This window comes from Actinomadura chokoriensis, from assembly GCF_039529475.1.
Taxonomy (GTDB): Bacteria; Actinomycetota; Actinomycetes; order Streptosporangiales; family Streptosporangiaceae; genus Spirillospora; species Spirillospora bangladeshensis.
Genome location: NZ_BAAAMW010000001.1, coordinates 447,674 through 471,329, shown reverse-complemented (window position 1 = coordinate 471,329; position 23,656 = coordinate 447,674). Strand labels below are relative to the sequence as shown.

Here is a 23,656-nt window from a genome sequence, read left to right as displayed (position 1 = left end):
GCTCGGGGCCATGCTGACGATCGAGCGCGCCCTCGTGGACCAGATCATCGCGCACGCGCGCGCCGACCACCCGGACGAGGCGTGCGGCATCATCGCCGGTCCGATCGGTTCGGACCGTCCCGTCAGGTACGTGGCGATGGAGAACGCCGAGCGGTCCCCGACCTTCTACCGGTTCGACTCCCAGGAGCAGCTGAAGGTGTGGCGGGAGATGGACGACCGGGACGAGGAGCCGGTGGTGATCTACCACTCGCACACCGCCACGGAGGCGTACCCGTCCCGCACGGACATCTCGTACGCGTCCGAGCCGAACGCCCACTACGTGCTCGTGTCGACCCGCGAGGACGACGAGACCGAGTTCCGGTCGTTCCGGATCGTGGACGGTGAAGTGACCGAAGAAGAGGTCACCGTCGTGGACGCCTACGAGGGGTAAGGCGGAGCGGAATCGCGGGGTCGCGGCCGGTAAACTGGTCGACATGTGGACGAGCGGGCATGAGACGGGCGGCGCGCGGTGGCGTGCCGGGTCCGCCGCCGTGCCACCCGTGCAGAGCTTCCTGTTCGGGCACTCGCGCGCCGAGGTCGTCTACGACTGTCGCTGACGCGCTGATCACGCCTGGAATCATCCCGCTGCCCGCCCGGTTGCAACGCGAGAGGGCGGGGAGCCCCGTACGACGTAGAAGGAGATCACCGCGATGGCGATCGAGGTCCGGATCCCGACGATCCTGCGCAACCTGACCGACGGCGCGAAGGCCGTCGAGGGCAAGGGCGGCACCCTGGACGAGCTGTTCAGCGACCTGGACAGCCGGCACGCCGGCCTGCGCGACCGGCTGGTGGACGACAAGGGCCTGCGCAAGTTCGTCAACGTCTACCTGAACGACGAGGACGTGCGCTTCCTCGGCGGGCTGGAGACGCAGGTCGCCGACGGCGACAACGTCACCATCCTGCCCGCCGTGGCCGGCGGCTGAGCCGGGCCGGACGAGCACCGATGCGCTTCGACTCGCTACTGGACTCGCTCGGCCGCACGCCGCTGGTCGGCCTGCCGCGGCTGTCGCCGAGCGAGGACGTCCGGATCTGGGCCAAGCTGGAGGACCGCAACCCCACCGGCTCGGTGAAGGACCGCCCCGCCTTCTACATGATCGAGAAGGCGGAGAAGGACGGGCTGCTGACGCCCGGCTGCACGATCCTGGAGCCGACGTCCGGCAACACCGGCATCTCCCTCGCGATGGTCGCCAAGCTGCGCGGCTACCGGATGGTGTGCGTGATGCCGGAGAACACCTCCGCCGAGCGCCGCCAGCTGCTGGAGATGTGGGGCGCGGAGATCATCTCGTCCCCGGCGGCGGGCGGCTCGAACGAGGCCGTCCGGGTCGCGAAGGGGCTGGCGGCCGAGAACCCCGACTGGGTGATGCTCTACCAGTACGGGAACGAGGCCAACGCGCTCGCGCACTACGAGACGACCGGCCCGGAGATCTTGGAGGACCTGCCGACGGTCACGCACTTCGTCGCCGGCCTCGGCACGACGGGCACGCTGATGGGCGTCGGCCGGTTCCTGCGCGAGCGGGTGCCGGACGTGAAGATCGTCGCGGCGGAGCCCCGGTACGGCGACCTCGTGTACGGGCTGCGCAACATCGACGAGGGCTTCATCCCCGAGCTGTACGACGACACGGTGCTGACGACGCGGTTCTCCGTCACCTCCGGGGACGCGCTGCGCCGCACCCGCGAGCTGCTGGAGCAGGAGGGCATCTTCGCCGGCATCTCGACGGGCGGCGCGCTGCACGCGGCGATCGGCATGGCGAAGAAGGCGGTGAAGGCCGGCGAGCGGGCCGACATCGCGTTCGTCGTCGCGGACGGCGGCTGGAAGTACCTGTCGACCGGCGCCTACGGCGGCACGCTGGAGGAGGCCGAGGCCCGCCTGGAGGGCCAGCTCTGGGCCTGACCGAGGCCCGCCCCGAAGCCCGCCCCCGCCCCGCCCCCACCCCCGCCTCCCGTTGATCTGCGGCGTGTTGTTGTTATGGCGGGCCGGATAACAACAACACGCCGCAGATCAACGGAGCGGGGCGGGGCGGTGGCGTGGTGGGGGCGGCACGGTAGAGTCGTTTTCGAACGTGATTCTAGAACCGGGGCGGCCGCGGCCCGGGCGACGTGGGAGTGTGCGGATGAGCGGGTTCGGCGAGGCGACCGCCGTGCGGCGGGTCGGCGAGGGCCGGTACGAGGCCGTCCTGGACGCGGGCTACGCGATCGGCGAGGCGATCAACGGCGGCTACGTGATGGCCGTGCTCGGCCGCGCCGCCGTGGACGCGTCCCCGCACGCGCACCCGATCTCGACCGCGACCAACTTCCACCGCGTCACCAAGGCGGGCCCCGCCGAGGTGGTCGTCGAGCCCCGCAAGGAGGGCCGCACGGCCGCCTCGGCGCTGGTGTCCCTCGTCCAGGACGGCCGGACCGCCGTGGACGCGCTGATCACCACCGGCACCCTCGACACCGCCGCCGAGCCCGCCTACGCCGGGGCGGCGCCGCCCGTGCCCGTCCCGCCGCTGGAGGAGTGCACCGACTTCCGGCCGCCGACCGGCGGCGGCGGTTTCGCCGACGCGGTCGACATGCGCTTCGACCGCACCACGATGGGCTGGCTCGACGGGCAGCCGAGCGGCAGCCCGGAGATCCGCGCCTGGTTCCGGCACGCCGACGCCTACGAGATCGACGCCTACTCCCTCGCCCTCGCCGTGGACGCGCTGCCGCCCGTCGCGCTGAACCTCGGCGCGCAGGGCTGGGCGCCGACCGTCGAGCTGACCTGGCACATGCGGGCCGTCCCCGAGCCCGGCTGGCTCGCCGTGCACGGCACCGGGCGGCTGCTCGCGGACGGCTGGTTCGACGAGGAGGTCGAGGTGTGGGACACCGCCGGCCGGCTGGTCGCGCAGAGCCGGCAGATCGCCCGCGTCCCCCGCGGCCGGTCCTGACCCGGCCACCGCTCCGGCGTTTCGCCGCACCGGACATCCGGATCATGCGCGCGTCCCTTGACCTGGACGGTTTTCCGGAGCGTTACGGTGTGATGTCCGACGCATGACGCACCTGTGCGGGGCCGTGTCGCCTAGCCTTGTGCACCATGTCAGATCCATCCCGGGGGGACGGCCTCCCAGACGCTCCCATCGGGATCTTCGACAGCGGTTTCGGTGGGCTGACGGTGGCACGTGCCATCCTCGACCAGCTGCCGAACGAGCCGATCATCTACCTCGGCGACTCGGCCCGCCAGCCGTACGGGCCGCGCCCGATCGCCGAGGTCCGCGCCTTCGCGCTCGACATGCTCGACCGGCTCGTCGACGAGGGCGTGAAGATGCTCGTGATCGCCTGCAACAGCGCCAGCGCGGCGATGCTGCGGGACGCCCGCGAGCGCTACGACGTCCCGGTCGTCGAGGTCATCAACCCCGCGACCCGGCGGGCGGCCCGCGCCACGTCCAACGGGAAGGTCGGGCTGATCGCCACGCAGGCGACCGTGACGAGCCGCGCCTACGACGACGCGTTCGCCGCCGCCCCGCACATCGAGCTGGTCAGCGCCGCCTGCCCGCGCTTCGTCGAGTTCGTCGAGGCGGGCGTCACGATGGGCGGCGAGCTGCTGGAGGCCGCCCGCGAGTACATGGCGCCGATCGTCGACGCCGGCTGCGACACCCTCATCCTCGGCTGCACGCACTACCCCCTTTTGACGGGCGTTATCTCGTATGTGGTGGGAGACGGGGTCACACTGGTCTCAAGCGCCGACGAGACCGCCAAGGACGTGTACCGAGTGCTCCACGACCGGGGGCTGGCCCGCCCCGGGGCGTCGCCCCGGCCGCGGCACCGGTTCCGTGCGACCGGTGACCCCGTCGTGTTCGCCGAACTCGGCCGCCGCTTCCTCGGACCGGAGATCGGTTCGGTGGAGACGACGCCGGGCGGGGCCGTGCCGGACGAAGCCGTGCCGGACGAGGCACTGACCACCTGATTCCTCGGGGACTCTAAGAGGAGGAGTGAGCGTGCGGGTCACTGTGATCGGCTGCTCCGGCAGTTACCCGGGGCCGGACAGCCCCGCGTCCAGCTACCTGATCGAGGCGGACGGATTCGCGCTCGTCCTCGACCTCGGCAACGGGGCGCTCGGGTCGCTGCAGCGGTTCCGCTCCATCTACGAGATCGACGCCGTCTGCATCTCGCACCTGCACGCCGACCACTGCCTGGACATGTGCGGGTACTGGGTGGCGCGCACCTACCGGCCGGGCGGGGCGCCGCCGCGGATCCCGGTGCACGGCCCCGCCGACACCGCCGCCCGGCTCGCCCGCGCCTACGACCTCGAACCCGACCCGGGCATGACGGAGACGTTCGACTTCCACCCCCTGCGCCGCGGCCCCTACGAGATCGGGCCGTTCCGGGTGACGACCGCGCCGATGCCGCACCCGGTCGAGGCGTACGCGTTCCGCATCGAGCACGGCGGCAGGGCCCTCGCCTACTCCGGCGACACCGGCCCGTCCGACGCGCTGGTCGAGCTGGCCGCGGGCGCCGACCTGTTCCTCTGCGAGGCGTCCTTCCTGGACGGTCCGGGCCACCCGCCCGAGCTGCACCTGACCGCCCGGGAGGCCGCCGAGCACGCCGCCCGCGCCGGGGTCGGCGGGCTCGTCCTCACCCATCTGGTGCCGTGGAACGACGCGGACCTGTCGCTCAAGGAGGCCAAGGCGGCGGGCTACGACGGCGAAATCGAGCTGGCGCGCGTGGGGGCCCGGTACACCCTCTAGCGACCGCTAGGGTTGTCCGCATGGCCCGCCCCGATGATCGCGCTTCAGACCAGCTCCGCCCCGTCCGGATCCAGCGCGGATGGCTCGACCACGCGGAGGGCTCGGTGCTCGTCGAGTTCGGCCGGACCCGCGTGCTGTGCGCCGCCTCCGTCCAGGACTCGGTGCCCCGCTGGCGGCGCGACAGCGGCCTCGGCTGGGTCACCGCCGAGTACGCGATGCTGCCGCGCGCCACCAACACCCGCAACGACCGCGAGTCGATCAAGGGCCGGGTCGGCGGGCGCACCCACGAGATCTCCCGGCTGATCGGCCGGTCGATCCGCGCGTGCCTCGACATGAAGGCGCTGGGGGAGAACACCGTCCAGCTCGACTGCGACGTGCTGCAGGCCGACGGCGGCACCCGCACCGCCGCGATCACCGGCGCGTACGTGGCGCTCGCCGACGCGGTGAGCTGGATGCGCGAGCGCAAGCTCCTCAAGGGCGACCCGCTGATCACGTCGGTGTCGGCCGTCAGCGTCGGCGTCGTGGACGGCGAGGCCCGCCTCGACCTCTGCTACGAGGAGGACTCCGCCGCCGGCACCGACATGAACGTCGTCTGCACCGGCGACGGCCGGTTCGTCGAGGTGCAGGGCACCGCCGAGGGCGCCCCCTTCGACCGCGCCGAGCTGGACGCGCTGCTCGACCTCGCCGCCGGCGGCTGCGCCGACCTGACGCGGCTCCAGAAGGAGGCCCTCGGCCGATGAGCCGGATCGTCCTCGCCACCCACAACCAGGGCAAGGTCGCCGAACTCCACCGCATCCTCGGCGACCTCGACGTCGTCGGCCTGGACGAGTTCCCGGGCGCCCCCGACGTCGCCGAGACCGAGCTGACGTTCGCCGGCAACGCGTTCCTGAAGGCCCGCGCGATCGCCGCGTTCACCGGCCTGCCCGCCGTCGCCGACGACTCCGGCCTGTGCGTGGACGCGCTGAACGGCATGCCCGGCGTGCTGTCCGCCCGCTGGTCGGGCCGCTTCGGCGCCGCCACCGGCGACCGCGACGCCGCCAACCTGCGGCTGCTGCTCGACCAGATCTCCGACGTCGCCGACGACCGCCGCGCCGGCGCGTTCGTGTGCGCGGCCGTCCTCGTCACCCCGGACGGCGCCGAGCGCGCCGTCGAGGGGCGCATGCACGGCACGGTGATCCGCGAGCCGCGCGGCACGGGCGGCTTCGGCTACGACCCGATCTTCGTCCCGGACGGCGAGACCCGCACCACCGCCGAGATGTCCGCCGCCGAGAAGGACGCGATCAGCCACCGCGGCAAGGCGTTCCGCGACCTCGCCGCCCTCATCCCGGACGTGCTGGCCGCCGGCCGCGCCTGACCCGCGCGCGGGGTCTCCCGCAAGAAATCGCGGCGGCGTGACAACCCGGCGGAGGCCGGCGGGGGTTATCGGGGGTGTAAGGACATCTCCCCCGAGGAGCACCATGACTGACAAGCGTCGCATCCGCCGCGGGCTGCTGCTCGTGCTGGCCGGGCTCGGCGGGACGGGCCTCGCCGCCGCCGGGATCTGGCTGGCCGCCGGTTCCGGCTCGTCCCCGAACGCCGCGCCCGTCGCCGCCCGCGAGGCGGCCGCCGCCGCGCAGCCGGCCTCGCCGGTGCCGTCGCCGACCTGCGGGACGTTCCGGCCGCGCCCCGGCACCCCGTCGCCGGTGCCGTCGCCGCCGCCCTGCGAGGGGTCCCCGGCCGCCGTCCCCTCGCCGTCGGCGCCGCCGCCGACCGTGACGCCGCCGCCGGTCCCCTCCCCGTCGGCCCCGCCGCCGACGGCGACCCCGTCGCCTGTGCCGCCGACCGTGACCCCGTCGCCCTCGGCCCCGACCGCGACCCCGTCGCCCGTGCCGCCGGCCGCGACCCCGTCGCCGGCGAAGCCCTCGCACGGCGGGTAGGTGCGGTCTGTCCACGTTGAGCGCCCAGGAGGTCCGCGGGGCGGAGGCCACGTTCGAGGAGTTCGTGGCCGCCACCGCGGGCCGGCTGCTGCGCACCGCCGTGTTCCTCGTCTACGACCGGCACCTCGCCGAGGACCTGCTCCAGACCGCCTACGAGCGGGTCGCGCGGCGGTGGGGACGGCTCGCGGGCGGGGACCCGGAGGCGTACACGCGCCGCGTCCTGGTCAACCTCGCCATCGACGAGAGCAGGCGCCGGGCGCGGCGCCGCGACACCCCGGCCGGGTCCGTCGCCGACCTGGAGCGGCTCGCGGGCGCGCCCCCGGCGCCCGGGGCCGCCGGGGGCGACCTCGACGAGGTGCTGCGCGCCCTCCCGGCGAAGCAGCGCGCCGTCGTCGTGCTGCGCTACTGGTGCGACCTGAGCGAGCACGAGATCGCCGAGACGCTCGGGATCTCCCGGGGGACGGTGAAGAGCCACACCGCGCGGGCCATGGCCGCGCTGCGGGAGCACATGAAGGAGGGGCGCGCGTGAACGAGGACCTGGACGCCCTGCTGCGCGACCACTACCGCGCCGCCGCCGACGAGATCCACGCGGACGCCGGCACCGTCCGCCGGTTCCAGGACGCGGGGCGGGCCGCCGCGTCCGCCCGGACGAGCGTGCTGCGCCGCTGGACGTTCCCCGCGCTGGCCGCCGCCGTCACCGCCGCCGTGCTGGTGGCGGCCGCCGTCCTGTTCTGGCCGGGCGCGCACCGCCCGGAGCCGCCCCGCCCCCTGGCGCCGCCCGCCACACCCGCGCCGGCGCCGACGCCGTCCGCGGAACCGTCCGCGCAGCCCTCCGCGCCGCCGACGGCGACACCGAGCCCCAGCCCGAGCACGGCGGACAGGCCGCCCCGGAGACCCGTGCCCGCGCATGCCGTCGCGCCCACCGCCACACCGGCCCCGTCGACGGCGACGGCGACCGCGACGGCGGGACCCGGCGGCCCGGGCTAGCGGCGCTTGTGCAGGCGGACGTACGTGCCGTCCCAGCCCGCGCGCAGTTCCATCAGGTCGACCAGGAGGCGGACGGTCCACAGCCCGAACCCGCGCTGGAGGGCGGAGTCGGGCGGGATGAAGCCGGTCAGCGGGCCGGGCCGCCAGAACCCGTGGTCGGCGATCTCGCAGACGAGGTCGGGGCCGTGCCGCCACGTCCACAGGCCGATCGGCGGGGTGCCGTGCTGCAGCGCGTTCGCGGCGACCTCGTTGACGGCGGTGACGAGGTTCTGCGCGGACTGCCCGGCGAAACCGTGCCGGCCCGCCCGCTCGGCGACGAACGAGCGCAGGGCGTGCAGGTCGGCGCCGTCGATGGCCAGGTACTCGGCGTCGTGCGGGCGGTCGAAGCGCAGCCCCCGGTCGAAGCTCGACCCGAAGGTCTCCGGGTCGATGTACTCGGCGTTCTCGCCGTCGTGGCCGGGGGCCAGCAGCAGCGGGTGGGTGCGCCGGGCCTCGGCGAGGATGCGGGGCGGCAGCGCCGCGTCGTAGGGGCACAGCGCGCGGGCCTCGGTCTCGCCGAACACCACGTTGATGAGCGACTCGTACCGGATCCACTCCAGGGTCTGCCGCTCGTCCCAGCCGTCCCAGACCGGTTCGGCGAGCGCGCACACGCCGCGCGGGCCGCTCCGCTTCACGATGGCCTGGTAGTCGCGCAGGGTGCGGACGGGATGCCGGTAGAAGGCCGCCGAGTCGATGTAGGAGACGTCCTCGCCGCCGACCGTGTCGCGCAGTGCGGTCAGGCCGGATTCGCGCGCCACCGCGATGACGGTCTGGCCGCGCTCCAGCCCGGATTTCAGGAAGGGCACCGTCACCGACAGGAAGTCGTCGGTGCCGTCGTACAGGAACGCCTTGTGCTCCAGCGTCATCAGGCGAAGTCCTCCGTCTCCGGGAGCCCTCGTCCGGCACCGCGGGCGATGCCCGGGAGCCGGTGCCAGCCGACCGTCGAGATGAGGTTCTCCACGTTCGGCCTGAGGTGGTCGAGGACGAGCGATCCGTCGGCGGGCAGCCGGACGGCGTGCCGGGCCAGCAGGTTCAGCCCGCCGAGGTCGATGAACCCGAGCCGGGACAGGTCCAGGTGGACGCTGCCGCGCTGCGCGCCCACCTGCATGAGCGTCTCGGCGAGCACCGTGTGCCGGGCGGCGTCCAGTTCCCCCTCGATCCGCAGCCCGGCCGGCTCGAAGGTGCGCACGATCTTCAGCACGCCGTCGTCGAATTCGGGGTTCACTTCCACGAGGACCTCGTGTGTGTCGCGGAGGGCGTCGAGCTGGTCGGGCGGGCACGCGCGCCGGTCGATCTGGCAGATCGCCATCGCCATCGTGCTCGGCGAGACGGTGTCGCCGACCTGGTGCTCGCAGCCCAGCATCCGGCCGAGGTCGGAGCCCGCCTCGCGCAGCAGCGGGCTGTAGTCGGTGGTGATGCGCACCGCGCGGAACCCCTGGTCGAACGCCTCCTCGACCTCCCGCGCGATGGCGTCGAGCATCATGGCCGGGACGAACGCGCCGCTGCGGTCGCGGCACGCGTCCCGCGAGACGACCAGCAGCCCGCGCGCCCGGACGGCCTCGGCGATGTCGATCTCGTCGCCGGTCTCGGGCCCGAGGCCGGGCAGCCGCTCGGCCGGGACGTCGGTGACGTACACGACCTTCTCGCCGGTCAGCAGGCCCTCGCGCAGGAAGGGCCCGATGACCCGGTCGCGTTCCTCCGGGCCGGAGTAGGCCAGCCAGCCGTGATCTCCGGGCCGGACGTCGCTGACGGGACGCTTGGCGAACCAGGGTGTCTCCATGGCCTGCCCATCGGGTTCGGGGCGGATCTGTTCAGCGTACGCCGCCGGAGCGGTTTTGGAAGCCCAACGCATGGAGTTCCTCACCCTCCGTCTATCGCGCCGTCCGTTGCGGCTGGTCGGGGGAGCGTGAGCCGCAGCCGCACGACGGTGCCCCCGTCGCCGGTGCGGATCTGGACGGTCGAGCACAGCAGCCGCACGGCCCACAGCCCGAACCTCCCGCCGGACGAGGTGTCGGCGGGACGCGGCGGGAGCAGCCCGTATCCGGCGCCGGGCGGCCAGCGCCCCGCGTCGGCGACCTCGCAGAGCAGCGCCGGCTCGCGGTCGGAGTCGTCCGTCCACATGCGCAGGACGATCGGCGGCGCGCCGTGCCGGAGCGCGTTGGTGACGACCTCGGTGACCGCGACCAGCAGCCGCTGCCGACCCTCCTCCGGCAGCGGCGTCGGCCGCGCGCAGTCGGTGACCCAGGCGCGCAGCCAGTACAGGTCGGGCCGGGCGTCGAGCTCCAGCGCGTCGGCGCCGGACGGCGGCGGGGGCAGCGGGTCGGCGTCGCAGCGGGCGCAGAACGTCCACGGGTCGATGAAGCCGGGGTTGCGCAGGGTGCGGGTGCCGCGCACGGTCTCCGGGTGGGTCTTGCGGGCCGCCGCGACGACGCCCGCGGGCAGCGAGGCGGCGTACGGGCACAGGACGGCCGCGCCGGTGCCGCGGATCGCGATGTTCAGCAGCGCCTCGGCCCGCTCCCACTCGACGACCTCCAGCGGCGACCGCGACGCCCACGCCGGCTCGCCGAGCAGCCGCAGCCGGCGGCCCTGCCGGCTGCTCTCGTCGGCGTCGCCGAGGCAGTCGGCGAGCGTCCGGGAGGGGTGGCGGTACCAGGTGGCGGCGTCGCGGAACAGCACCGCGCCGGCGGCCGGGCCGAGGGCGTCGCGCAGCAGCATCCGCTGCGCGGACCCGCACACGGCGAGGACGCGGTCGCCCGTGTCGACGCCCTCCCGCAGGAAGGGCACGGCGCCGCCGAGGAACTCCTCCACCCCGTCGTAGGGGAGCACGCGATGCGTGAAATCGTCGCTCACGACGGCTCCGCCGATTGTGTGATCATGGTGTCACCGACTGTGCGTGCCGGACGGACCCGACCAGCCTAGCCCCCGGTCCGGGGCCTGCCGAGCCCCCTTTTTCAAATGCCGCCGCCGGTCGTGAGGGGGCCCGTCCGCAACCCCGGAGGCGGCCTGTCCCTTACCGGGCGCGCGGGCGCGGCGGCGGGTGGAGGACGGCGCGGAGGCCCGGAGCGAGCCGGGCGATTAATTCATCGGGCTTCATCGACGCGGTGGGTTCCACGCGGAGGATGTACCGGACGAAGATCAGCCCGGCGAGCTGCGTGCCGAACGCCCCGGCCCGGGCCTGCGCGCCGGGCCCGCCGATGTGCTCGGCGATGCGGTCGACGATCTCGCGTTCGAGGAGGTCGCGCAGCAGCCGGGACAGGTCGGGCTCGGCCACCGCCGCGCGCACCAGCAGCACCAGCCGCGCGCCGCCCTCCGGGTCGTCCCACGCGGTCAGCAGCGCCCGCAGGACGCGTTCGGGCAGCGTGGCGGGGTCGCCGGGCAGCGCCCCCGCGAGCACCTCCGGCGGGTTGGCGACGAGGCCGAGCACCGCGCCGAACAGTCCCTTCTTCGACCCGAAGAAGTAGCTGATCAGCGCCGCGTCCACGCCCGCCTCGGCGGCGATGGAACGCATCGTCACCGGCCCGTAGCCGTCGGCCAGGAAGCGGCGGCGCGCCACGGTGAGGATCGCCTCGCGGGTATCGGGGCTGCCGCGCCGCCTGCCCCGCGTGCCCTTCCCCGACCCCGTCCCGGATTTATTCATCAAGATTGAAATATAGCCCGGACGGACGCGAGGGTCGAGGCATGAACACCACAGCTCCGGAGGGCCCGGGCACCGTCCACCGCGCGGTGCTGCCGGCCGTGATGCTCTCCCTCGCCACCGTCGTGTCGGCCGTGGCCTCCCTCAACACAGCGGTCCCGTCCATCGCCCGGGACACCGGTGCCGGGCTGACCGAACTGTCCTGGATCATCGACGCGTACGCGCTCGTCTTCGCCGCGCTGCTGCTGCTCGGCGGCGCCATCGGCGACCGCTACGGGCGCCGCCGCGCGCTCGCCGCCGGACTCGTGGTCTTCGGCGCGGGGTCGGCCGCGGCGGCGCTCGCCAGCGACCCGAACTGGCTGATCGCGATGCGCGGCGTGCTCGGCGTCGGCGCGGCGCTGGTGATGCCGGCGACGCTGTCGACGATCACCTCGACGTTCCCGGACGCGCAGCGCACCCGGGCGGTCGGCGCCTGGGCGGGCGTCGCCGGCGCCAGTGCGATCTTCGGGCTGCTGGTGTCCGGCAGCCTGCTGGAGGCGTGGTCGTGGCGGTCGGTGTTCTGGATGAACGTCGTCCTCGCCGTGGTCGCGCTGGTCGCGACGCTCGCGGTCGTCCCCGAGTCGGCCGAGCCGGACGCGCCGCGGTTCGACGTGACCGGCGCCGTGATCACCGTCGCCGGGCTCGGCGCCGCCGTCTACTCGATCATCGAGGCGCCGACCGAGGGCTGGGGCAGCGCCCGCACCCTGCTCGGCCTCGCCGCCGCGCTGGTGATCCTCGCCGGGTTCGTCCTGTGGGAGCTGAAGCGGCCGAACCCGCTGCTCGACCCCCGGCTGTTCCGCATCCGCGCGTTCTCCGCCGGCGCCCTGTCGCTCACCCTGCAGTTCTTCGCGTTCTTCGGCTTCGTCTTCATCATCCTGCAGTACCTGCAGCTGGTGAAGGGCGACAGCGCCCTCGTCGGGGCGCTCAGCCTGGTGCCGATGGCGCTGACGATGATGCCGTTCGCCCGCGTCGTCGCGCCCCGCGCGGCGGCGAGGCTGGGCCCGCGCCGCGTCATCACCGCGGGGCTGCTGCTGGTCAGCGTCGGGATGCTGGTCTTCTCCCTGCTGGACGAGGACAGCACGTACTGGCTGCTGCTCGCCGGGCTGCTCCCGCTCGGCGCCGGGGCGGGCCTCGCGATGACGCCCGCGACCGCGTCCATCACCGACGCGCTGCCGGCGGACAAGCAGGGCGTGGGCTCGGCGATGAACGACCTGGCCCGCGAGCTCGGCGGCGCGCTCGGCATCGCCGTCCTCGGCAGCCTGCTGCAGTCGTCCTACCGCGCGAACCTGGACCTGGACGGCCTGCCCGGCCCGGCCGCCGAGGCGGCGCGCGCGTCCCTCGCCGGAGCGGTGCGGCTCGGCCCGCAGGTCGCCGAGCAGGCGCGGGCGGCGTTCGGGGACGGCGTCCAGGCGGCGTTCCTCACCGCGTCGATCGCGCTCGCCGTCACCGCCGTCATCGTCGCGGCCCTGTACCGCGCGCCCCGCCCGGACGCCGCGAATTCCGTTGCGGGCCCCGCCGATCAAGCCGCTAAGCTGACCGAGGAGGGCACCGGCGGGCGTGGCGAAATCAGGTATACGCGGCAGGTTTAGGTCCTGTTGGTGGCGACACCGTGGGGGTTCGAATCCCCCCGCCCGCACCCGGCCCGCGCGTGAGGCGCGGGCCGAGGCGCTCGGCCCGCAGGCGGGTTCAGACGCCGAGGTCGCGGCGGAGGCGCTCCACGTGGCCGGTCGCCTTCACGTTGTAGTACGCCTTCTCGATCTTGCCTTCGGCGTCGATGACGAACGTCGACCGGATGACGCCGACGACGACCTTGCCGTACAGCTTCTTCTCCCCGTACGCGCCGTACGCCTTCAGGACCTCGGCGTCCGGGTCGGACAGGAGCGGGAACGTCAGCCCCTCCTTCTCCCGGAACTTCGCCAGCTTCGCCGGCTTGTCGGGGGAGATGCCGACCACGGTGGCGCCGGCGGCGTCCAGCTCGGCCAGGCTGCCCTCGAAGTCGACGGACTCCTTCGTGCAGCCGGGCGTCATGGCCGCCGGGTAGAAGTAGAGGATCACGCGCCTACCGCGCAGCGAGGCCAGCGACACCGCGGCCCCGTCGGCGTCGGGAAGCTCGAAACCGGGGGCGACGTCTCCCGGCTGCAGCCGCTCGGACACCCTGACCCGCCTTTCGCATTCGATGGTGGAACCCACCGTACCGGCCGGGGTTGGGCGGACGTCCACGGGCAAGACCTGCAACACTGTTCGGATCATGCTTCACTCGCGGCCTCGCCCCGCCGCGAGTTCGCCCGACACGGTAAGGAAACGGCATGGCTGACTGGAGCAGCGACCCGGAGGAGGTGGAACGCCATATCGAGCGCTCCCGCCGGGAGCTCGCGCGCGCGGTCGACGAGCTCGCGGACCGGCTCAGTCCGCGCAACGTCGCGCACCGGGGCGTCGAGCGGGTGAAGGAGGAGGCCGACCAGGTCGTCAAGGCGTTCGGCGCGCTCGTGCGCCCGTCCGACGACGATGAGGACGGTCAGGGCGGCGTCGACAAGCGGGTGCTGCTCGCGGGCGTCGGGGCCGCGGTCACCGTGACCGCCCTGGTCCTCTGGCGCCGTAGGCGCAAGCGCCGCTGAGACCCATCCCGACGGCGCCGGTCCGCGGTCCGCGGCCGGCGCCTTCGCGTGCCGGGCCGGGGCGGACGGAGTGCGCGAGCAGCGCGGCGACGGTCCGCAGCTCGGCGAGCTCCGCGCGGCAGGGCGGGCAGCCGCGCAGGTGCGCCGACAGCGCGTCGGCCTCGTCGCCGCCCAGCCGCCCGATGGCGTAGACGCCGAGGCCGAGCCGGTACACCCCGCAGTCGGTTCCTCCCACACCCTGGAGTACGGCAGGACGCCCCGCGCCGTTCAGCGGAACTGGGGGAGGTGGTCGCGGTGCACGGCGAGGCCCTCGTCCAGGATCTTCTCGGCGGTGTGCTTGCTCCGCACGAACGGGTGCGCCATGAGCGCCTGCAGCGCGGTGCGTCGGTCGCCGGTCACGGCGGCGTCGGACGCGAGCCGCTCGTAGGCGTGGATCGCCTGGGTGAGGCCGCGCACCGGGGCGGGCAGCGGGCCCATCGTCAGCGGGACGGGCCCGGACCGCCCGACCAGGGACGGGACCTCCGCGATCGCGTCGGCGTCCAGCGAGGAGACCGCGCCGTTGTTGCGCGTGTTGACGATCATGCGGCGGCCCTCGTCGCGGTGCAGGGCGCAGATCACGTCCACGGCGAACTCGCCGTGCTCGCCGCCGCCGCGTTCCCGCGACGGGTCGGGGTCGGGTTTGCGCGACTCGGCGGCGACCTGCTCGTAGTAGCCGGGCAGCATAGTGAGGATGTCCTGCGCGCGGGTCGTGCCCTTCGCCCGCAGCTCCTCGACCACCTGGTCGTGGAAGAAGTAGTACTTGGCGTAGGAGTTCGGCAGGAAACCGAGCGTCTTCGCCAGTTCCGCCATGCGGGACGGGTCGCGCCACGGGGTCGCGCCGCCGCCGGGGACCTCCAGGTCGTCCAGCAGGAGCGGGAGGTCGACTTCGCGGCCGTCGAGCCGGAGCCGCTCCGCCCAGGTGGCGTGGTTGAGGCCGATCCAGTCGGCCTCCAGCCCGTCGGACGGCAGCCCCAGCAGCTCGGCCCACATCTCGGTGTCGCCGATGTACTGGTCGCACAGGCCGATGATCCGCGCGCCGGTCCGGCGGGCCACGGCGTCGGTGACCACGTTCGTCGGGTTGGTGTAGTTGACGATCCACGCGCCCGGGTCGGCCTTGGCGGCGACGTCCAGCAGGACGGGCACCGACCGCAGCGCCATCAGGAACCCGCCGGGGCCCGCGGTCTCCTGCCCGACCACGCCGTGCTTGAGCGGGATCGACTCGTCCAGGTGCCGCGCCGCCAGCCCGCCGGGACGAAAGGTCGTGAACACATACGACGCGCCGTCCAGCGCCGCCTTGAGAGCGGTGTGCGACGACACGGTGAACGCGGCGCCCCGCGCGGCGAACATGTTCCGCGCGAGCCGCACCATGACCTCCAGGTGCGCGGAGTCGATGTCGTAGCAGGCCAGCTCGGTGCCGGCCAGGTCGTCGGCGCGGTGCAGCAGGCCCCGGACGACGCCCGGCATGTAGCCGCTGCCGGCCCCGACGATCGCGATCTTCACCGCGGCTCCAGGTCGGGCTGCGTCGCGGTGAAGCGCGCCTCGACGGTCGCGCGGACGATCTGCGTCTCCGGCTCCAGGTCGATCGGCTCGGGCTCCTCGGCGCTGTCGCCCAGCCCGCGCCCGTACGCGGCGGCCAGCGCGACCGGCGCCTCCGGCGTGCGGCCGACCCCCTCGTCCGACAGCTCCACCAGGCCGGTGAGCCGCGCCCCGAGCGCCTCGGCGTAGCCGCGCGCGCGGGCCACGGCCTCGTGCGCCGCCTGCCGCGCCGCCCGCTCGTACACCTCGCTGTCGCGCCGCAGCTCCCACTCGGGCCCGCTGACGAACGTCCGCTCCAGGTCGCCGAGCCGGGTGACCAGCTCCCCGAGGACCGCGAAGTCGACGACCGCGATCTTGATCCAGACGGTGCCCCGGTAAGCCCGGACGTCGCCCTCGCGCCGCTTGTACTTCAGCAGCGGCGTGATCGCGAGGCCGCCCGTCTCCACCTTCTCCACGGCGTCCCCGTACGACCTGACGAGGTCGAGGCACCGCTGGTTCCGCTCGGTGAGCCGGTCGAGCGCCGCCCGCCGGTCGGACTCCTGCGACTGGACGTGCACCGACAGCCGCGCGACCTCCGGCTCGGCCTCCAGCACCGCCTCACCGCGAACACTGATCAGGGGAGCATCCATCCCCCCAACCTACGTCCTACAGGAACGTCCGGCCCTCGCCGCGGTAGGTGGGGACGGTCTTGACCAGGCGGTCGCCTTCGATGAGGTGGAGGGCCTCGAAGCGTTCGCAGAGTTCGCCGGCCTTGGTGTGGCGGAACCAGACGCGGTCGCCGAGGGAGAGCAGGTCGGCGGCGTGGCCGAGCAGCGGCGTCTGCACCTCGCCGGCGCCCTCGTTGGGGTCGTAGGACAGCCCGGTCGGCAGGTACGGCTGCGGAAGGCGGACGGCGTCGGCCGGGCCGGACGCCAGGTAGCCGCCGCCGAGGCAGGTCGCGACGCCGGGGGCCGGGCGGCGGACGACGGGCAGCGCGAACAGCGCGGCGGGGCGTCCGGTGAAGTTGGAGTACTGGTCGAACAGGTGCGGCTGGTAGAGGCCGGAGCCCGCGGCGACCTCGGTGACGGCGCGCTCGGCTGCGGTCTTCTCGACGCTGCCGGTGCCGCCGCCGTTGACGAACTCGAGGTCGGTCAGCTCCCGCACGGCCCGCACGATCGCGGCGCGCCGGCGGGCGAGCTCCAGCCGGGACTGGCGCTGCATGGCGCGGATGACGCGGCCGCGCGCGGGGCGTCCGGGCGGGACGTCCCCGACGCCGGCGATCTGCGACTCGTAGGCCATCAGCCCGACGAGGTCGAGGGAGGGGCGCTTGAGGATCCGCTCGGCGAACGCGCACACCTCGGCGGCGGTCCGCAGCGGGGAGCGCAGCGCGCCGATCCGGACCCGTCCGCCGAGGGGGCGGTAGGAGGCGTCGATGTCGATGCAGACGCGGATCCGGCGGTCGCCGGCGGCGGCCTCGATCAGTTCGAGGTGCCCCGGGGAGTCGACCATCAGCGTGATGACGCGGGCGGCCGCCGGATTGTCGGCGAGCGCCGCGATGGCGGTGCGGTCGGCGGTCGGGTAGGCGACGAGGATGTCGTCGCTGACGCCCTCGGCCGCGAGCCACAGCGCCTCGGGCAGCGTGAACGCCATGATCCCGGCGAAGCCGTCCATCGCGAGGGCGTCCTCCAGGAGGGCCCGGCAGCGCACCGACTTGCTCGCGACGCGGATCGGCTTGCCGGCGGCGCGGCGGACGAGGCCGGCGGCGTTGGCGCGGAAGGCCGCCAGGTCGACGACGGCGAACGGCGCCTCGATCGCGGCGGTCGCCGCGTCATAGCGGTCCCGGAGGTTCATGGCGGTCACACTGCCACACTACCGGCTAATGTGAAAAGCTCTCACGATCCGTCGCGGGGGTGGGCGGCGAAGAAGTCCCACAGCATGGGACCGGCCTCGTCAGGCCACCGGTGCCCGCCGCCCTCGATCTTGCAGAACGTCACCGCGACGCCCTGCGCGCCCTTGCCGGTGCTCTCGCAGTTCGTGCCGGCGCCGAGCGCCTTCACGGTCTTGTGCGGCTCGGGCAGACCGGCGAGCCTACGCCAGAACTCGACCGCCTTGGACACCGGCGGGAACGGGCGCTTGTCGTTGAAGTCGCGGTTGCCGCCGCCGTTGAACGGGACGCTCCGGTCCGCCGTCCCGTGGAAGATCATCGCCGAGACCGGGCGGTCCGGGTCGCAGGGGGTGACCAGCGCGCCCTCGACGACGCCGATCGCCGCCACCTTGTCCGGCTTCTCGCAGGCCATCTTGTACGCCATGCCCGCGCCATTGGAGAACCCGGTGACGTAGACGCGCTTCGGGTCGGCCAGGCCGGCGCCGGTGAGCTTGTCGATGAGCTTGGTCAGGAACCCGACGTCGTCGATGTCGCCGACCTTCGCGGCACCGCAGCAGTCGCCCGCGTTCCAGGTGGTCATGAACCCGTCCGGGTAGGCGACGAGGAAGCCGTGCTCGTCCGACAGTTCGTCGAAGCCGCTCAGGTCCTGCATCTTGCTCATGTTGGCGAGGCCGCCGTGCAGGGCGATGACCAGCGCGGGCGGGTCGGCGGGCTTGCCGTCCTTCCATTCGCCGTCCGACACCTTGGCCGGGACGTGCAGGAGGAACTCGCGGTGCCCGAACGTGCCCACGTCCATCTTCTGCTTGTGCGTGCCCTGCGCGGTGGGGACGCCGTCCACCTTCGCTGGGCGCCCGCCCTCCCCGCCCTTCGTGCCGTGCTCCTCGGTGCAGCCCGCCAGGACGAGGGTGACCGCCAGTACCACGAGCAGGATTCGCCGCATGGAGGCAAAACTAACCTCAACGGACACCCTCAAACTACTCATGAGTAGACGAAGCCGGACGTGCCGCCGCGGTGCCGCGTGGACGACGTGGAAGGACGGCGGCGGGACGCGCGGGAGCCGCGTAAGCTCGGAGGCACCGTTCTGAGCTGCCGCGTCGCGATAAGAGTGAGTCCCTTGAACGAATTCGTCCTGACCCTGTCATGCCCCGACCGGCCCGGCATCGTGGCCGCCGTCTCGGGGCTGCTGGCCGAGCGCGGATGCAACATCGTGGAGAGCCAGCAGTTCGGCGACGGCGAGTCCGGCAGGTTCTTCATGCGGGTCCAGTTCGCGGCCCTCGACGACACCGACCCCGACGAGCTGCGCGGCGCGTTCGCGTCGCTGGTGCCCGAGCTCGGCCTGGAGTGGCGGCTGCACGCGCTCGCCGAGCGCCCGCGCGTCCTGATCATGGTGTCGAAGGGCGGGCACTGCCTGAACGACCTCCTCTACCGGACGCGCTCCGGGCTGCTCGACATCGACATCGTCGCGGTCGCGTCCAACCACCCCGACCTGCGTCCGCTCACCCAGTCGTACGGGATCGACTACCACCACCTGCCGGCCGGGTCCGGCGGGAAGGCGGCGCAGGAGGCGGAGATCCTCACGCTGGTCGAGCACTACCGCGCCGACCTCGTCGTCCTCGCCCGGTACATGCAGATCCTCTCCGACGACTTCTGCGCGAAGCTGCCCGGGCAGATCATCAACATCCACCACTCGTTCCTGCCGAGCTTCAAGGGCGCCCGCCCCTACCACCAGGCGCACGCGCGCGGCGTGAAGCTGATCGGCGCCACCGCGCACTACGTCACCGCCGACCTGGACGAGGGGCCGATCATCGAGCAGGAGGTCGCGCGGGTCGACCACACCCAGAGCCCGGAGGAGCTGGTGGCGGTCGGGCGCGACGTCGAGTGCCTGGCGCTGGCCCGCGCCGTCCGCTGGCACGCCGAGCACCGCATCCTGCTCAACGGCGACCGCACCGTCGTCTTCCGCTGACGCCTCAGTCTCCGCCTCTGCTGACGCTGACCTGCGGTTTTCCGTGAGATGTCGGCATGGCGAGTTTCACTCCGCGTGGTCATGCCTCACGATGAGTGAGGATGTCGGACGTGCCGATGGCTCACGGGGGTGGCTATGGCCGAGGCGTTGGTCCATGACCTGATCGAGGAGGAGCGGAGCAGGCGGGAGGCGCGGCGGCTGGCCGTCCGCGCGTTCCGGCCGCGGCGCGCGTTCGCGGGGTTCACCGCGGCGCTGCTGGTGACGGCGGCGGGCGGCGCGGCGGCGATCGAGCTGCTGGCCGCGGCGCTCGGGTCCGCCGTCCATCCGGTGCCGGGCGTCGCGACGCTGCTGGACGTCCTGCGCCGGTACTCCTGGCGCGACCCGGACGTCCTGGTCGTCGCGGGGGCGGTCGCCGCGCTCGGGGCCGCCTTCCTGGTCGCGGCGCTGCCCGGCCGGCTGCGCGGGGTGCCGCTGGACGGCTCCGACCCGCGCCAGGCCGGCCTCATCGGGCGCGCCGCGCTGCGCCGGACGCTCGCCGACGCGGCCCTGGAGGTCCCCGGCATCGAGCGCGCCCGCGTCCGCGGCCTGTCGGTCTTCCGGCGGAGCCTGCTCGTCCGGGCCGCGACCCACTACCGGAACCCGTCGAACCTGGCCGACCTCGTCCGGGACGCCGTCGAGGCGCGCCTGGACCGGATCGAGCCGATGCACCGGCCGCCGGTCGACGTCCGGCTCGGCTGGCGGAAGGACTGACGATGCGGATCGCGATCGCGATGACCGGGGCGGTGCTGCTGCTGGCCGGCGCCTCCGCCGCCGCCCTCGGGCTGGGCGCCTTCGACGCGTTCGGCGCCCTGTCGGGCCGGCCGCTGCTCGACCCGGCGGCGGTGCGCTTCGCCGGCGGCACCGGCTGGTTCCTGCCGGCCGCGGCGGGCGCCGCCGAACTGCTGGCCCTCGCCGGTCAGCTGTGGCTCGTCCTGCAGGGCCGGGCCCTCGTCCACCAGTGGTGGCCCGACCTGGACGCCGAGACCCGCGTCCGCGCGCGGACGGCCGCCGCCGTCCTCGACCGGGACGTCCGCGCGCTGCCCGGCGTCGAGGACGTCCGGATCCGCCTCACCGGCACGGCCGACAAGCCGCGCCTCCTGCTGAACGTCTCCTGCGCCGGCGACACGCTCGTCGGCGAGGTGTACGGGGAACTCGGCGCGGGCCCGGTCGAGCGCTACCGCAACGCGCTCGGCATGCCCGACCTGCCAGTGGTCATCCGCTTCCGCCCGACCTTCCCCCGCCCCCGCCGCCACCACCCGCACCCCGAAACGGCCTGACCCCCGAACGCCCGCCCGATGCCCGGGTGCTGGGCTTCCGGCCGAGCGCCAGTGCCGCGCGCTTGGCGTGCCCGACCTGCCAGTGGTCATCCGCTTCAGCCCGCAGCCCTCGATGGACTGAGGTACGAACGGCCGCCCGGTGCCGGGGCGCTTGGCACCGGACGGCCGAGCTCTCACCCCCAGCCCAGCCCTGCTGCCCCACCGGCTGGGTTCGTGCCCGGCTGATCTTGTGCCGCCCGGTTTCGTGCCCGGCTGGCTTCGTGCCTGGCTGGGTTCGTGCGGATCGGTTTCGGGCCGCTTGGGGGCGGGTGGGGCACGGTGTTCTCCTCGGTGGCGGGGTACCGGGATCGGACGCGCCTGGCGTTGCGGTAGGAGTAGGGGGAGGAGCGGCGCCCGTCCCGGCTGGGGACGGGCGCTCGCTCGTCGGCGGGCGCCCATGCGCCGGGACGGGCGGCGCATGCACACGGCGGGCACCCGCGGTGGGGGGAGGGCCGCGCAGGTCGGGAGCATGATCGGCGGGGCCGTGGTCCTTGCACCCGACACTATGCGCGCACCTGTGACGGCCGTCACGCTTGTGTACATTTCGTTCACGGCGTGTTCCGAGGAGGTGCGAGGGCCGATGCGGCGTCCCCGCTGGGCGGTGCCCGGCAACTGGAGCGTGGCCCGGCAGCTGCTGGTGCTGCAGGCCGCGGTCGTCGGGCTGCTCGTCGCGGCCGGCGCCGTCCTGGCCTACCTGGACGCGGGGCGGTCCGCCGACGACGGCGCGCGGCAGACCGTCACGGCGGTCGCGGTGAGCATCGCCGACGCGCAGAACGTCCGGGCGGCGCTCGCCGCGCCGGAACCGAGCGCGCTGCTGCAGCCGTACGCCGAACGCGTCCGGCACGACACCGGCGTCGACTTCATCACGATCATGAGCCCGGACGGCATCCGCTACACCCATCCCAACCCGGCCCGGATCGGCGGGCACTTCGTCGGCAACACCGCGCCCGCCGTCGCCGGCCGGACGTTCACCGAGACCTACACCGGCACGCTCGGCCCGTCCGTCCGGACGGTCGCGCCCGTCTTCGACGACCGGCACGAGGTCGTGGCGCTGGTCGCGGTCGGCATCACCGTCCGGGTGATCACCGGACGGCTGCAGCAGCGGCTGATCGCCCTCGCCGTCGTCGCCGGGGTCGTGCTCGCCGCCGGGATGGCCGGCAGCTACCTCGTCTCCGCGCGGCTGCGCCGGCAGACCCGCGGCGTCGCGCCCGGCGAGCTGCGGGAGATGTTCGAGTACTACGAGGCGATCCTGCACGCCGTCCGGGAGGGGCTGCTGATCCTCGACCGGTCGGGCCGCGTCGTGCTGTGCAACGACGCCGCCCTCGACCTGCTCGATCTGCGCGCCCACCGGCCGGACGGCCGGGCGCGGGCGCGGCCCGGCCGGTCCCCGGTCCGGCACGCGCTCGACCTGCGCGGACGGCGCGTCACCGACCTCGGCCTGCCCGCCGAACTGGTCGCGACCCTCGTCGCGCCGGAGCCGCGCGCGGACGAGATCCATGTCGGCGACACCCGCGTCCTGGTGGTGAACACCTCGCCCGTCCGATCCCGCGACCGGGCGATGGGGAACGTCGTCACCTTCCGCGACCACACCGAGCTGCAGACCCTGACCGGCGAGCTGGACACCGTCCGCGGGTTCGCCGAGTCGCTGCGCTCGCAGGCCCACGAGGCCGCGAACCGCCTGCACACGGTGGTGTCGCTCGTCGAGCTGGGCCGTCCCGACCAGGCCGTCGAGTTCGCCACCGCCGAACTCGCGACCGCGCAGCGCCTCACCGACCGGGTCGTGGACTCCGTCACCGAGCCCGTCCTCGCCGCGCTCCTGCTCGGCAAGTCGGCCGAGGCCGCCGAGCGGGGCGTCGAGCTGGTCATCACCGAGGACACCGCGATCGAGGGGACGGTCGAGGCCCGCGACCTCGTCACCATCCTCGGCAACCTGATCGACAACGCGGTGGAGGCGGCCATCGGGAACGCGTCCGTCCGGGCGCCCCGGGTCGTCGTCAGCGCCCGCGAGGACGCCGGTACGCTGCTGCTGCGGGTGTCCGACAGCGGGCCGGGCATCGAACCGTCCGCCGTCCCGGACATGTTCCGGCGCGGGTGGACGACCAAGACGTCCGGCGGCTGGCCGGTCGGGCACGGGCTCGGCCTCGCGCTGGTCGGCCAGACCGTCCGGCGGCGCGGCGGCGAGGTCCGCGTGGGGCACGACACCGGCGCCGTGTTCACCGTCCGACTCCCCCTGGACAACCCATGATCGAAGTGCTCATCGTCGAGGACGACCCGGTCGCCGCCGAGGCGCACCGCACCTATGTCGAACGGGTCGCCGGGTTCGCCGTCGCCGGGGTCGTCCACTCGGGGGCGGACGCGCTCCGGTTCTGCGAGCGCTCGACCGTCGACGTCGTCCTCCTCGACTTCTACCTGCCGGACACGCACGGCCTCACCGTCTGCCGGGCGCTCCGCGCCGGTGGCCGCGACGTGGACGTCATCGCCGTCACCTCGGCCCGCGACCTCGCGGTGATCCGCTCGGCCGTCTCGGTCGGGGTCGTGCAGTACCTGCTGAAGCCGTTCACCTTCGCGTCCCTGCGCGACAAGCTCGACCGGTACGCCCTCTTCCGGGAGCAGACCGTGGGCGCGGGCGAGGTCAGCGGCCAGGCCGACGTGGACGGCATGCTCGCCACCCTCCGCACCCCCGACCACCGCACGGTCCCGAAGGGCATGAGCGGCGAGACGCTCCAGGCCGTGACCGACGTGCTGTCGGCCGCGTCCGACGGCCTGTCCGCCGCCGCGGCCGCCGACCTCACCGGCGTCTCCCGCGTCACCGCCCGCCGCTACCTGGAGTACCTGGCGCAGAACGGCCTGGCGCACCGCAAACCCCACTACGGTCAGGTCGGCCGTCCCGAAGTGCGCTTCTATCCCGGCTAGACGGGGTACCT

29 protein-coding genes and 1 tRNA gene are annotated in these 23,656 nt (G+C 73.9%); 20 read left to right on the top strand and 10 right to left on the bottom strand.

All coding sequences use genetic code 11. From position 1 onward, the window contains the following. Positions 1 to 10: 10 nt before the first annotated feature. From ABFX46_RS02280 to ABFX46_RS02225, 12 genes are all read left to right on the top strand, one after another. Positions 11 to 430, top strand: coding sequence for a M67 family metallopeptidase (locus ABFX46_RS02280; protein ID WP_346039652.1), 420 nt, complete (start codon positions 11 to 13; stop codon positions 428 to 430). 43 nt (positions 431 to 473) lie between these two features. Then, positions 474 to 596, top strand: a complete 123-nt coding sequence (locus tag ABFX46_RS02275; protein WP_275406620.1) for a hypothetical protein — start codon at positions 474 to 476, stop codon at positions 594 to 596. Between the two features lie 93 nt (positions 597 to 689). After that, on the top strand, positions 690 to 962 hold the full coding sequence (locus tag ABFX46_RS02270) for a MoaD/ThiS family protein (RefSeq protein ID WP_131939185.1): 273 nt from the start codon (positions 690 to 692) through the stop codon (positions 960 to 962). A gap of 20 nt (positions 963 to 982) precedes the next feature. Then, on the top strand, positions 983 to 1,930 hold the full coding sequence (locus ABFX46_RS02265) for a PLP-dependent cysteine synthase family protein (RefSeq protein ID WP_163052402.1): 948 nt from the start codon (positions 983 to 985) through the stop codon (positions 1,928 to 1,930). Between the two features lie 220 nt (positions 1,931 to 2,150). Continuing rightward, entirely contained in the window at positions 2,151 to 2,948 is a 798-nt protein-coding gene (locus ABFX46_RS02260; RefSeq protein WP_346039651.1) for a thioesterase family protein, read from the top strand. A 146-nt stretch (positions 2,949 to 3,094) separates the two neighbouring features. After that, entirely contained in the window at positions 3,095 to 3,964 is an 870-nt protein-coding gene (gene murI, locus ABFX46_RS02255; protein WP_346039650.1) for a glutamate racemase, read from the top strand. A 31-nt stretch (positions 3,965 to 3,995) separates the two neighbouring features. Then, positions 3,996 to 4,745 carry an MBL fold metallo-hydrolase gene (locus tag ABFX46_RS02250; RefSeq protein ID WP_346039649.1) on the top strand — a complete coding sequence of 250 codons (750 nt, stop codon included), beginning with the start codon at positions 3,996 to 3,998 and terminating at the stop codon, positions 4,743 to 4,745. Positions 4,746 to 4,765: 20 nt separating this feature from the next. After that, positions 4,766 to 5,485 carry a ribonuclease PH gene (gene rph, locus ABFX46_RS02245; protein ID WP_346039648.1) on the top strand — a complete coding sequence of 240 codons (720 nt, stop codon included), beginning with the start codon at positions 4,766 to 4,768 and terminating at the stop codon, positions 5,483 to 5,485. Further along, a complete protein-coding gene (gene rdgB / locus ABFX46_RS02240) occupies positions 5,482 to 6,099 on the top strand; it encodes an RdgB/HAM1 family non-canonical purine NTP pyrophosphatase (protein WP_346039647.1) in 618 nt (205 codons plus the stop codon). Before rph ends, rdgB begins: the two co-directional genes overlap by 4 nt. A 103-nt stretch (positions 6,100 to 6,202) precedes the next feature. Continuing rightward, entirely contained in the window at positions 6,203 to 6,661 is a 459-nt protein-coding gene (locus ABFX46_RS02235; protein ID WP_346039646.1) for a hypothetical protein, read from the top strand. Positions 6,662 to 6,677: 16 nt separating this feature from the next. Further along, on the top strand, positions 6,678 to 7,190 hold the full coding sequence (locus ABFX46_RS02230) for a SigE family RNA polymerase sigma factor (RefSeq protein ID WP_346039645.1): 513 nt from the start codon (positions 6,678 to 6,680) through the stop codon (positions 7,188 to 7,190). Continuing rightward, complete coding sequence (locus tag ABFX46_RS02225) at positions 7,187 to 7,648, top strand: hypothetical protein (protein ID WP_346039644.1); 462 nt, start codon at positions 7,187 to 7,189, stop codon at positions 7,646 to 7,648. Before ABFX46_RS02230 ends, ABFX46_RS02225 begins: the two co-directional genes overlap by 4 nt. On the opposite strand, the gene ABFX46_RS02220 is transcribed toward ABFX46_RS02225, so the two are convergent. From ABFX46_RS02220 to ABFX46_RS02205, 4 genes are all read right to left on the bottom strand, one after another. Then, on the bottom strand, positions 7,645 to 8,553 hold the full coding sequence (locus tag ABFX46_RS02220) for an anti-sigma factor RsbA family regulatory protein (protein ID WP_346039643.1): 909 nt from the start codon (positions 8,551 to 8,553) through the stop codon (positions 7,645 to 7,647). The two genes, ABFX46_RS02225 and ABFX46_RS02220, sit on opposite strands and share 4 nt — an antisense overlap. Next, positions 8,553 to 9,467, bottom strand: coding sequence for an MEDS domain-containing protein (locus tag ABFX46_RS02215; RefSeq protein ID WP_346039642.1), 915 nt, complete (start codon positions 9,465 to 9,467; stop codon positions 8,553 to 8,555). The genes ABFX46_RS02220 and ABFX46_RS02215 overlap by 1 nt, the downstream gene beginning before the upstream one ends. 80 nt (positions 9,468 to 9,547) lie before the next feature. Next, on the bottom strand, positions 9,548 to 10,537 hold the full coding sequence (locus tag ABFX46_RS02210) for an anti-sigma factor RsbA family regulatory protein (RefSeq protein WP_346039641.1): 990 nt from the start codon (positions 10,535 to 10,537) through the stop codon (positions 9,548 to 9,550). 160 nt (positions 10,538 to 10,697) lie between these two features. Continuing rightward, the gene (locus ABFX46_RS02205; protein ID WP_346039987.1) at positions 10,698 to 11,324 is read right to left on the bottom strand and encodes a TetR/AcrR family transcriptional regulator; all 627 of its coding nucleotides are present in this window, start codon (positions 11,322 to 11,324) and stop codon (positions 10,698 to 10,700) included. 41 nt (positions 11,325 to 11,365) lie between these two features. On the opposite strand from ABFX46_RS02205, the gene ABFX46_RS02200 reads away from it, so the two are divergent. Together ABFX46_RS02200 and ABFX46_RS02195 are read left to right on the top strand one after the other, a co-directional pair. Next, a complete protein-coding gene (locus tag ABFX46_RS02200; protein ID WP_346039640.1) occupies positions 11,366 to 12,949 on the top strand; it encodes an MFS transporter in 1,584 nt (527 codons plus the stop codon). Then, positions 12,912 to 12,996, top strand: a tRNA-Leu gene (locus tag ABFX46_RS02195). The genes ABFX46_RS02200 and ABFX46_RS02195 overlap by 38 nt, the downstream gene beginning before the upstream one ends. A gap of 50 nt (positions 12,997 to 13,046) precedes the next feature. On the opposite strand, the gene bcp is transcribed toward ABFX46_RS02195, so the two are convergent. Next, entirely contained in the window at positions 13,047 to 13,514 is a 468-nt protein-coding gene (gene bcp / locus ABFX46_RS02190) for a thioredoxin-dependent thiol peroxidase (RefSeq protein WP_346039639.1), read from the bottom strand. Between the two features lie 152 nt (positions 13,515 to 13,666). Here bcp and ABFX46_RS02185 point away from each other — a divergent pair, with 152 nt between their 5' ends. After that, on the top strand, positions 13,667 to 13,975 hold the full coding sequence (locus tag ABFX46_RS02185) for a DUF3618 domain-containing protein (RefSeq protein ID WP_346039638.1): 309 nt from the start codon (positions 13,667 to 13,669) through the stop codon (positions 13,973 to 13,975). Here ABFX46_RS02185 and ABFX46_RS02180 read toward each other — a convergent pair. Genes ABFX46_RS02180 through ABFX46_RS02160 form a run of 5 tightly spaced genes read right to left on the bottom strand, consistent with a single transcriptional unit; the run spans position 13,926 to position 18,354 of the window. Beyond that, the gene (locus tag ABFX46_RS02180; RefSeq protein WP_346039637.1) at positions 13,926 to 14,210 is read right to left on the bottom strand and encodes an anti-sigma factor family protein; all 285 of its coding nucleotides are present in this window, start codon (positions 14,208 to 14,210) and stop codon (positions 13,926 to 13,928) included. The genes ABFX46_RS02185 and ABFX46_RS02180 overlap by 50 nt on opposite strands. 32 nt (positions 14,211 to 14,242) lie before the next feature. Next, a complete protein-coding gene (locus ABFX46_RS02175; RefSeq protein ID WP_346039636.1) occupies positions 14,243 to 15,514 on the bottom strand; it encodes a family 4 glycosyl hydrolase in 1,272 nt (423 codons plus the stop codon). Then, positions 15,511 to 16,179, bottom strand: a complete 669-nt coding sequence (locus ABFX46_RS02170) for an SIMPL domain-containing protein (protein WP_346039635.1) — start codon at positions 16,177 to 16,179, stop codon at positions 15,511 to 15,513. Before ABFX46_RS02170 ends, ABFX46_RS02175 begins: the two co-directional genes overlap by 4 nt. A gap of 16 nt (positions 16,180 to 16,195) precedes the next feature. Continuing rightward, positions 16,196 to 17,380: an amino acid deaminase/aldolase gene (locus tag ABFX46_RS02165; RefSeq protein WP_346039634.1), complete on the bottom strand. Its 1,185-nt coding sequence runs from the start codon at positions 17,378 to 17,380 to the stop codon at positions 16,196 to 16,198. 41 nt (positions 17,381 to 17,421) lie between these two features. After that, positions 17,422 to 18,354, bottom strand: coding sequence for a CE1 family esterase (locus tag ABFX46_RS02160; protein WP_346039633.1), 933 nt, complete (start codon positions 18,352 to 18,354; stop codon positions 17,422 to 17,424). 174 nt (positions 18,355 to 18,528) lie between these two features. Here ABFX46_RS02160 and purU point away from each other — a divergent pair, with 174 nt between their 5' ends. From purU to ABFX46_RS02135, 5 genes are all read left to right on the top strand, one after another. After that, positions 18,529 to 19,377, top strand: coding sequence for a formyltetrahydrofolate deformylase (gene purU, locus ABFX46_RS02155; RefSeq protein WP_163057930.1), 849 nt, complete (start codon positions 18,529 to 18,531; stop codon positions 19,375 to 19,377). Between the two features lie 135 nt (positions 19,378 to 19,512). After that, positions 19,513 to 20,127, top strand: coding sequence for a DUF6286 domain-containing protein (locus ABFX46_RS02150; protein WP_346039632.1), 615 nt, complete (start codon positions 19,513 to 19,515; stop codon positions 20,125 to 20,127). Between the two features lie 2 nt (positions 20,128 to 20,129). Further along, positions 20,130 to 20,693, top strand: coding sequence for a hypothetical protein (locus ABFX46_RS02145; RefSeq protein WP_346039631.1), 564 nt, complete (start codon positions 20,130 to 20,132; stop codon positions 20,691 to 20,693). Between the two features lie 619 nt (positions 20,694 to 21,312). Further along, positions 21,313 to 22,977, top strand: coding sequence for a sensor histidine kinase (locus ABFX46_RS02140; RefSeq protein ID WP_346039630.1), 1,665 nt, complete (start codon positions 21,313 to 21,315; stop codon positions 22,975 to 22,977). Further along, complete coding sequence (locus ABFX46_RS02135) at positions 22,974 to 23,645, top strand: response regulator (protein WP_346039629.1); 672 nt, start codon at positions 22,974 to 22,976, stop codon at positions 23,643 to 23,645. The genes ABFX46_RS02140 and ABFX46_RS02135 overlap by 4 nt, the downstream gene beginning before the upstream one ends. Positions 23,646 to 23,656: the final 11 nt, after the last annotated feature.

Coding starts and splice junctions, on each gene's coding strand:
- ABFX46_RS02280 (WP_346039652.1), top strand. CDS start 11: ATGCTGACGATCGAGCGCGCCCTCGTGGACCAGATCATCGCGCACGCG.
- ABFX46_RS02275 (WP_275406620.1), top strand. CDS start 474: ATGTGGACGAGCGGGCATGAGACGGGCGGCGCGCGGTGGCGTGCCGGG.
- ABFX46_RS02270 (WP_131939185.1), top strand. CDS start 690: ATGGCGATCGAGGTCCGGATCCCGACGATCCTGCGCAACCTGACCGAC.
- ABFX46_RS02265 (WP_163052402.1), top strand. CDS start 983: ATGCGCTTCGACTCGCTACTGGACTCGCTCGGCCGCACGCCGCTGGTC.
- ABFX46_RS02260 (WP_346039651.1), top strand. CDS start 2,151: ATGAGCGGGTTCGGCGAGGCGACCGCCGTGCGGCGGGTCGGCGAGGGC.
- murI (WP_346039650.1), top strand. CDS start 3,095: ATGTCAGATCCATCCCGGGGGGACGGCCTCCCAGACGCTCCCATCGGG.
- rph (WP_346039648.1), top strand. CDS start 4,766: ATGGCCCGCCCCGATGATCGCGCTTCAGACCAGCTCCGCCCCGTCCGG.
- rdgB (WP_346039647.1), top strand. CDS start 5,482: ATGAGCCGGATCGTCCTCGCCACCCACAACCAGGGCAAGGTCGCCGAA.
- ABFX46_RS02235 (WP_346039646.1), top strand. CDS start 6,203: ATGACTGACAAGCGTCGCATCCGCCGCGGGCTGCTGCTCGTGCTGGCC.
- ABFX46_RS02220 (WP_346039643.1), bottom strand. CDS start 8,553: ATGACGCTGGAGCACAAGGCGTTCCTGTACGACGGCACCGACGACTTC.
- ABFX46_RS02215 (WP_346039642.1), bottom strand. CDS start 9,467: ATGGAGACACCCTGGTTCGCCAAGCGTCCCGTCAGCGACGTCCGGCCC.
- ABFX46_RS02205 (WP_346039987.1), bottom strand. CDS start 11,324: ATGAATAAATCCGGGACGGGGTCGGGGAAGGGCACGCGGGGCAGGCGG.
- ABFX46_RS02200 (WP_346039640.1), top strand. CDS start 11,366: ATGAACACCACAGCTCCGGAGGGCCCGGGCACCGTCCACCGCGCGGTG.
- ABFX46_RS02185 (WP_346039638.1), top strand. CDS start 13,667: ATGGCTGACTGGAGCAGCGACCCGGAGGAGGTGGAACGCCATATCGAG.
- ABFX46_RS02170 (WP_346039635.1), bottom strand. CDS start 16,179: ATGGATGCTCCCCTGATCAGTGTTCGCGGTGAGGCGGTGCTGGAGGCC.
- ABFX46_RS02165 (WP_346039634.1), bottom strand. CDS start 17,380: ATGAACCTCCGGGACCGCTATGACGCGGCGACCGCCGCGATCGAGGCG.
- ABFX46_RS02160 (WP_346039633.1), bottom strand. CDS start 18,354: ATGCGGCGAATCCTGCTCGTGGTACTGGCGGTCACCCTCGTCCTGGCG.
- ABFX46_RS02150 (WP_346039632.1), top strand. CDS start 19,513: ATGGCCGAGGCGTTGGTCCATGACCTGATCGAGGAGGAGCGGAGCAGG.
- ABFX46_RS02145 (WP_346039631.1), top strand. CDS start 20,130: ATGCGGATCGCGATCGCGATGACCGGGGCGGTGCTGCTGCTGGCCGGC.
- ABFX46_RS02140 (WP_346039630.1), top strand. CDS start 21,313: ATGCGGCGTCCCCGCTGGGCGGTGCCCGGCAACTGGAGCGTGGCCCGG.
- ABFX46_RS02135 (WP_346039629.1), top strand. CDS start 22,974: ATGATCGAAGTGCTCATCGTCGAGGACGACCCGGTCGCCGCCGAGGCG.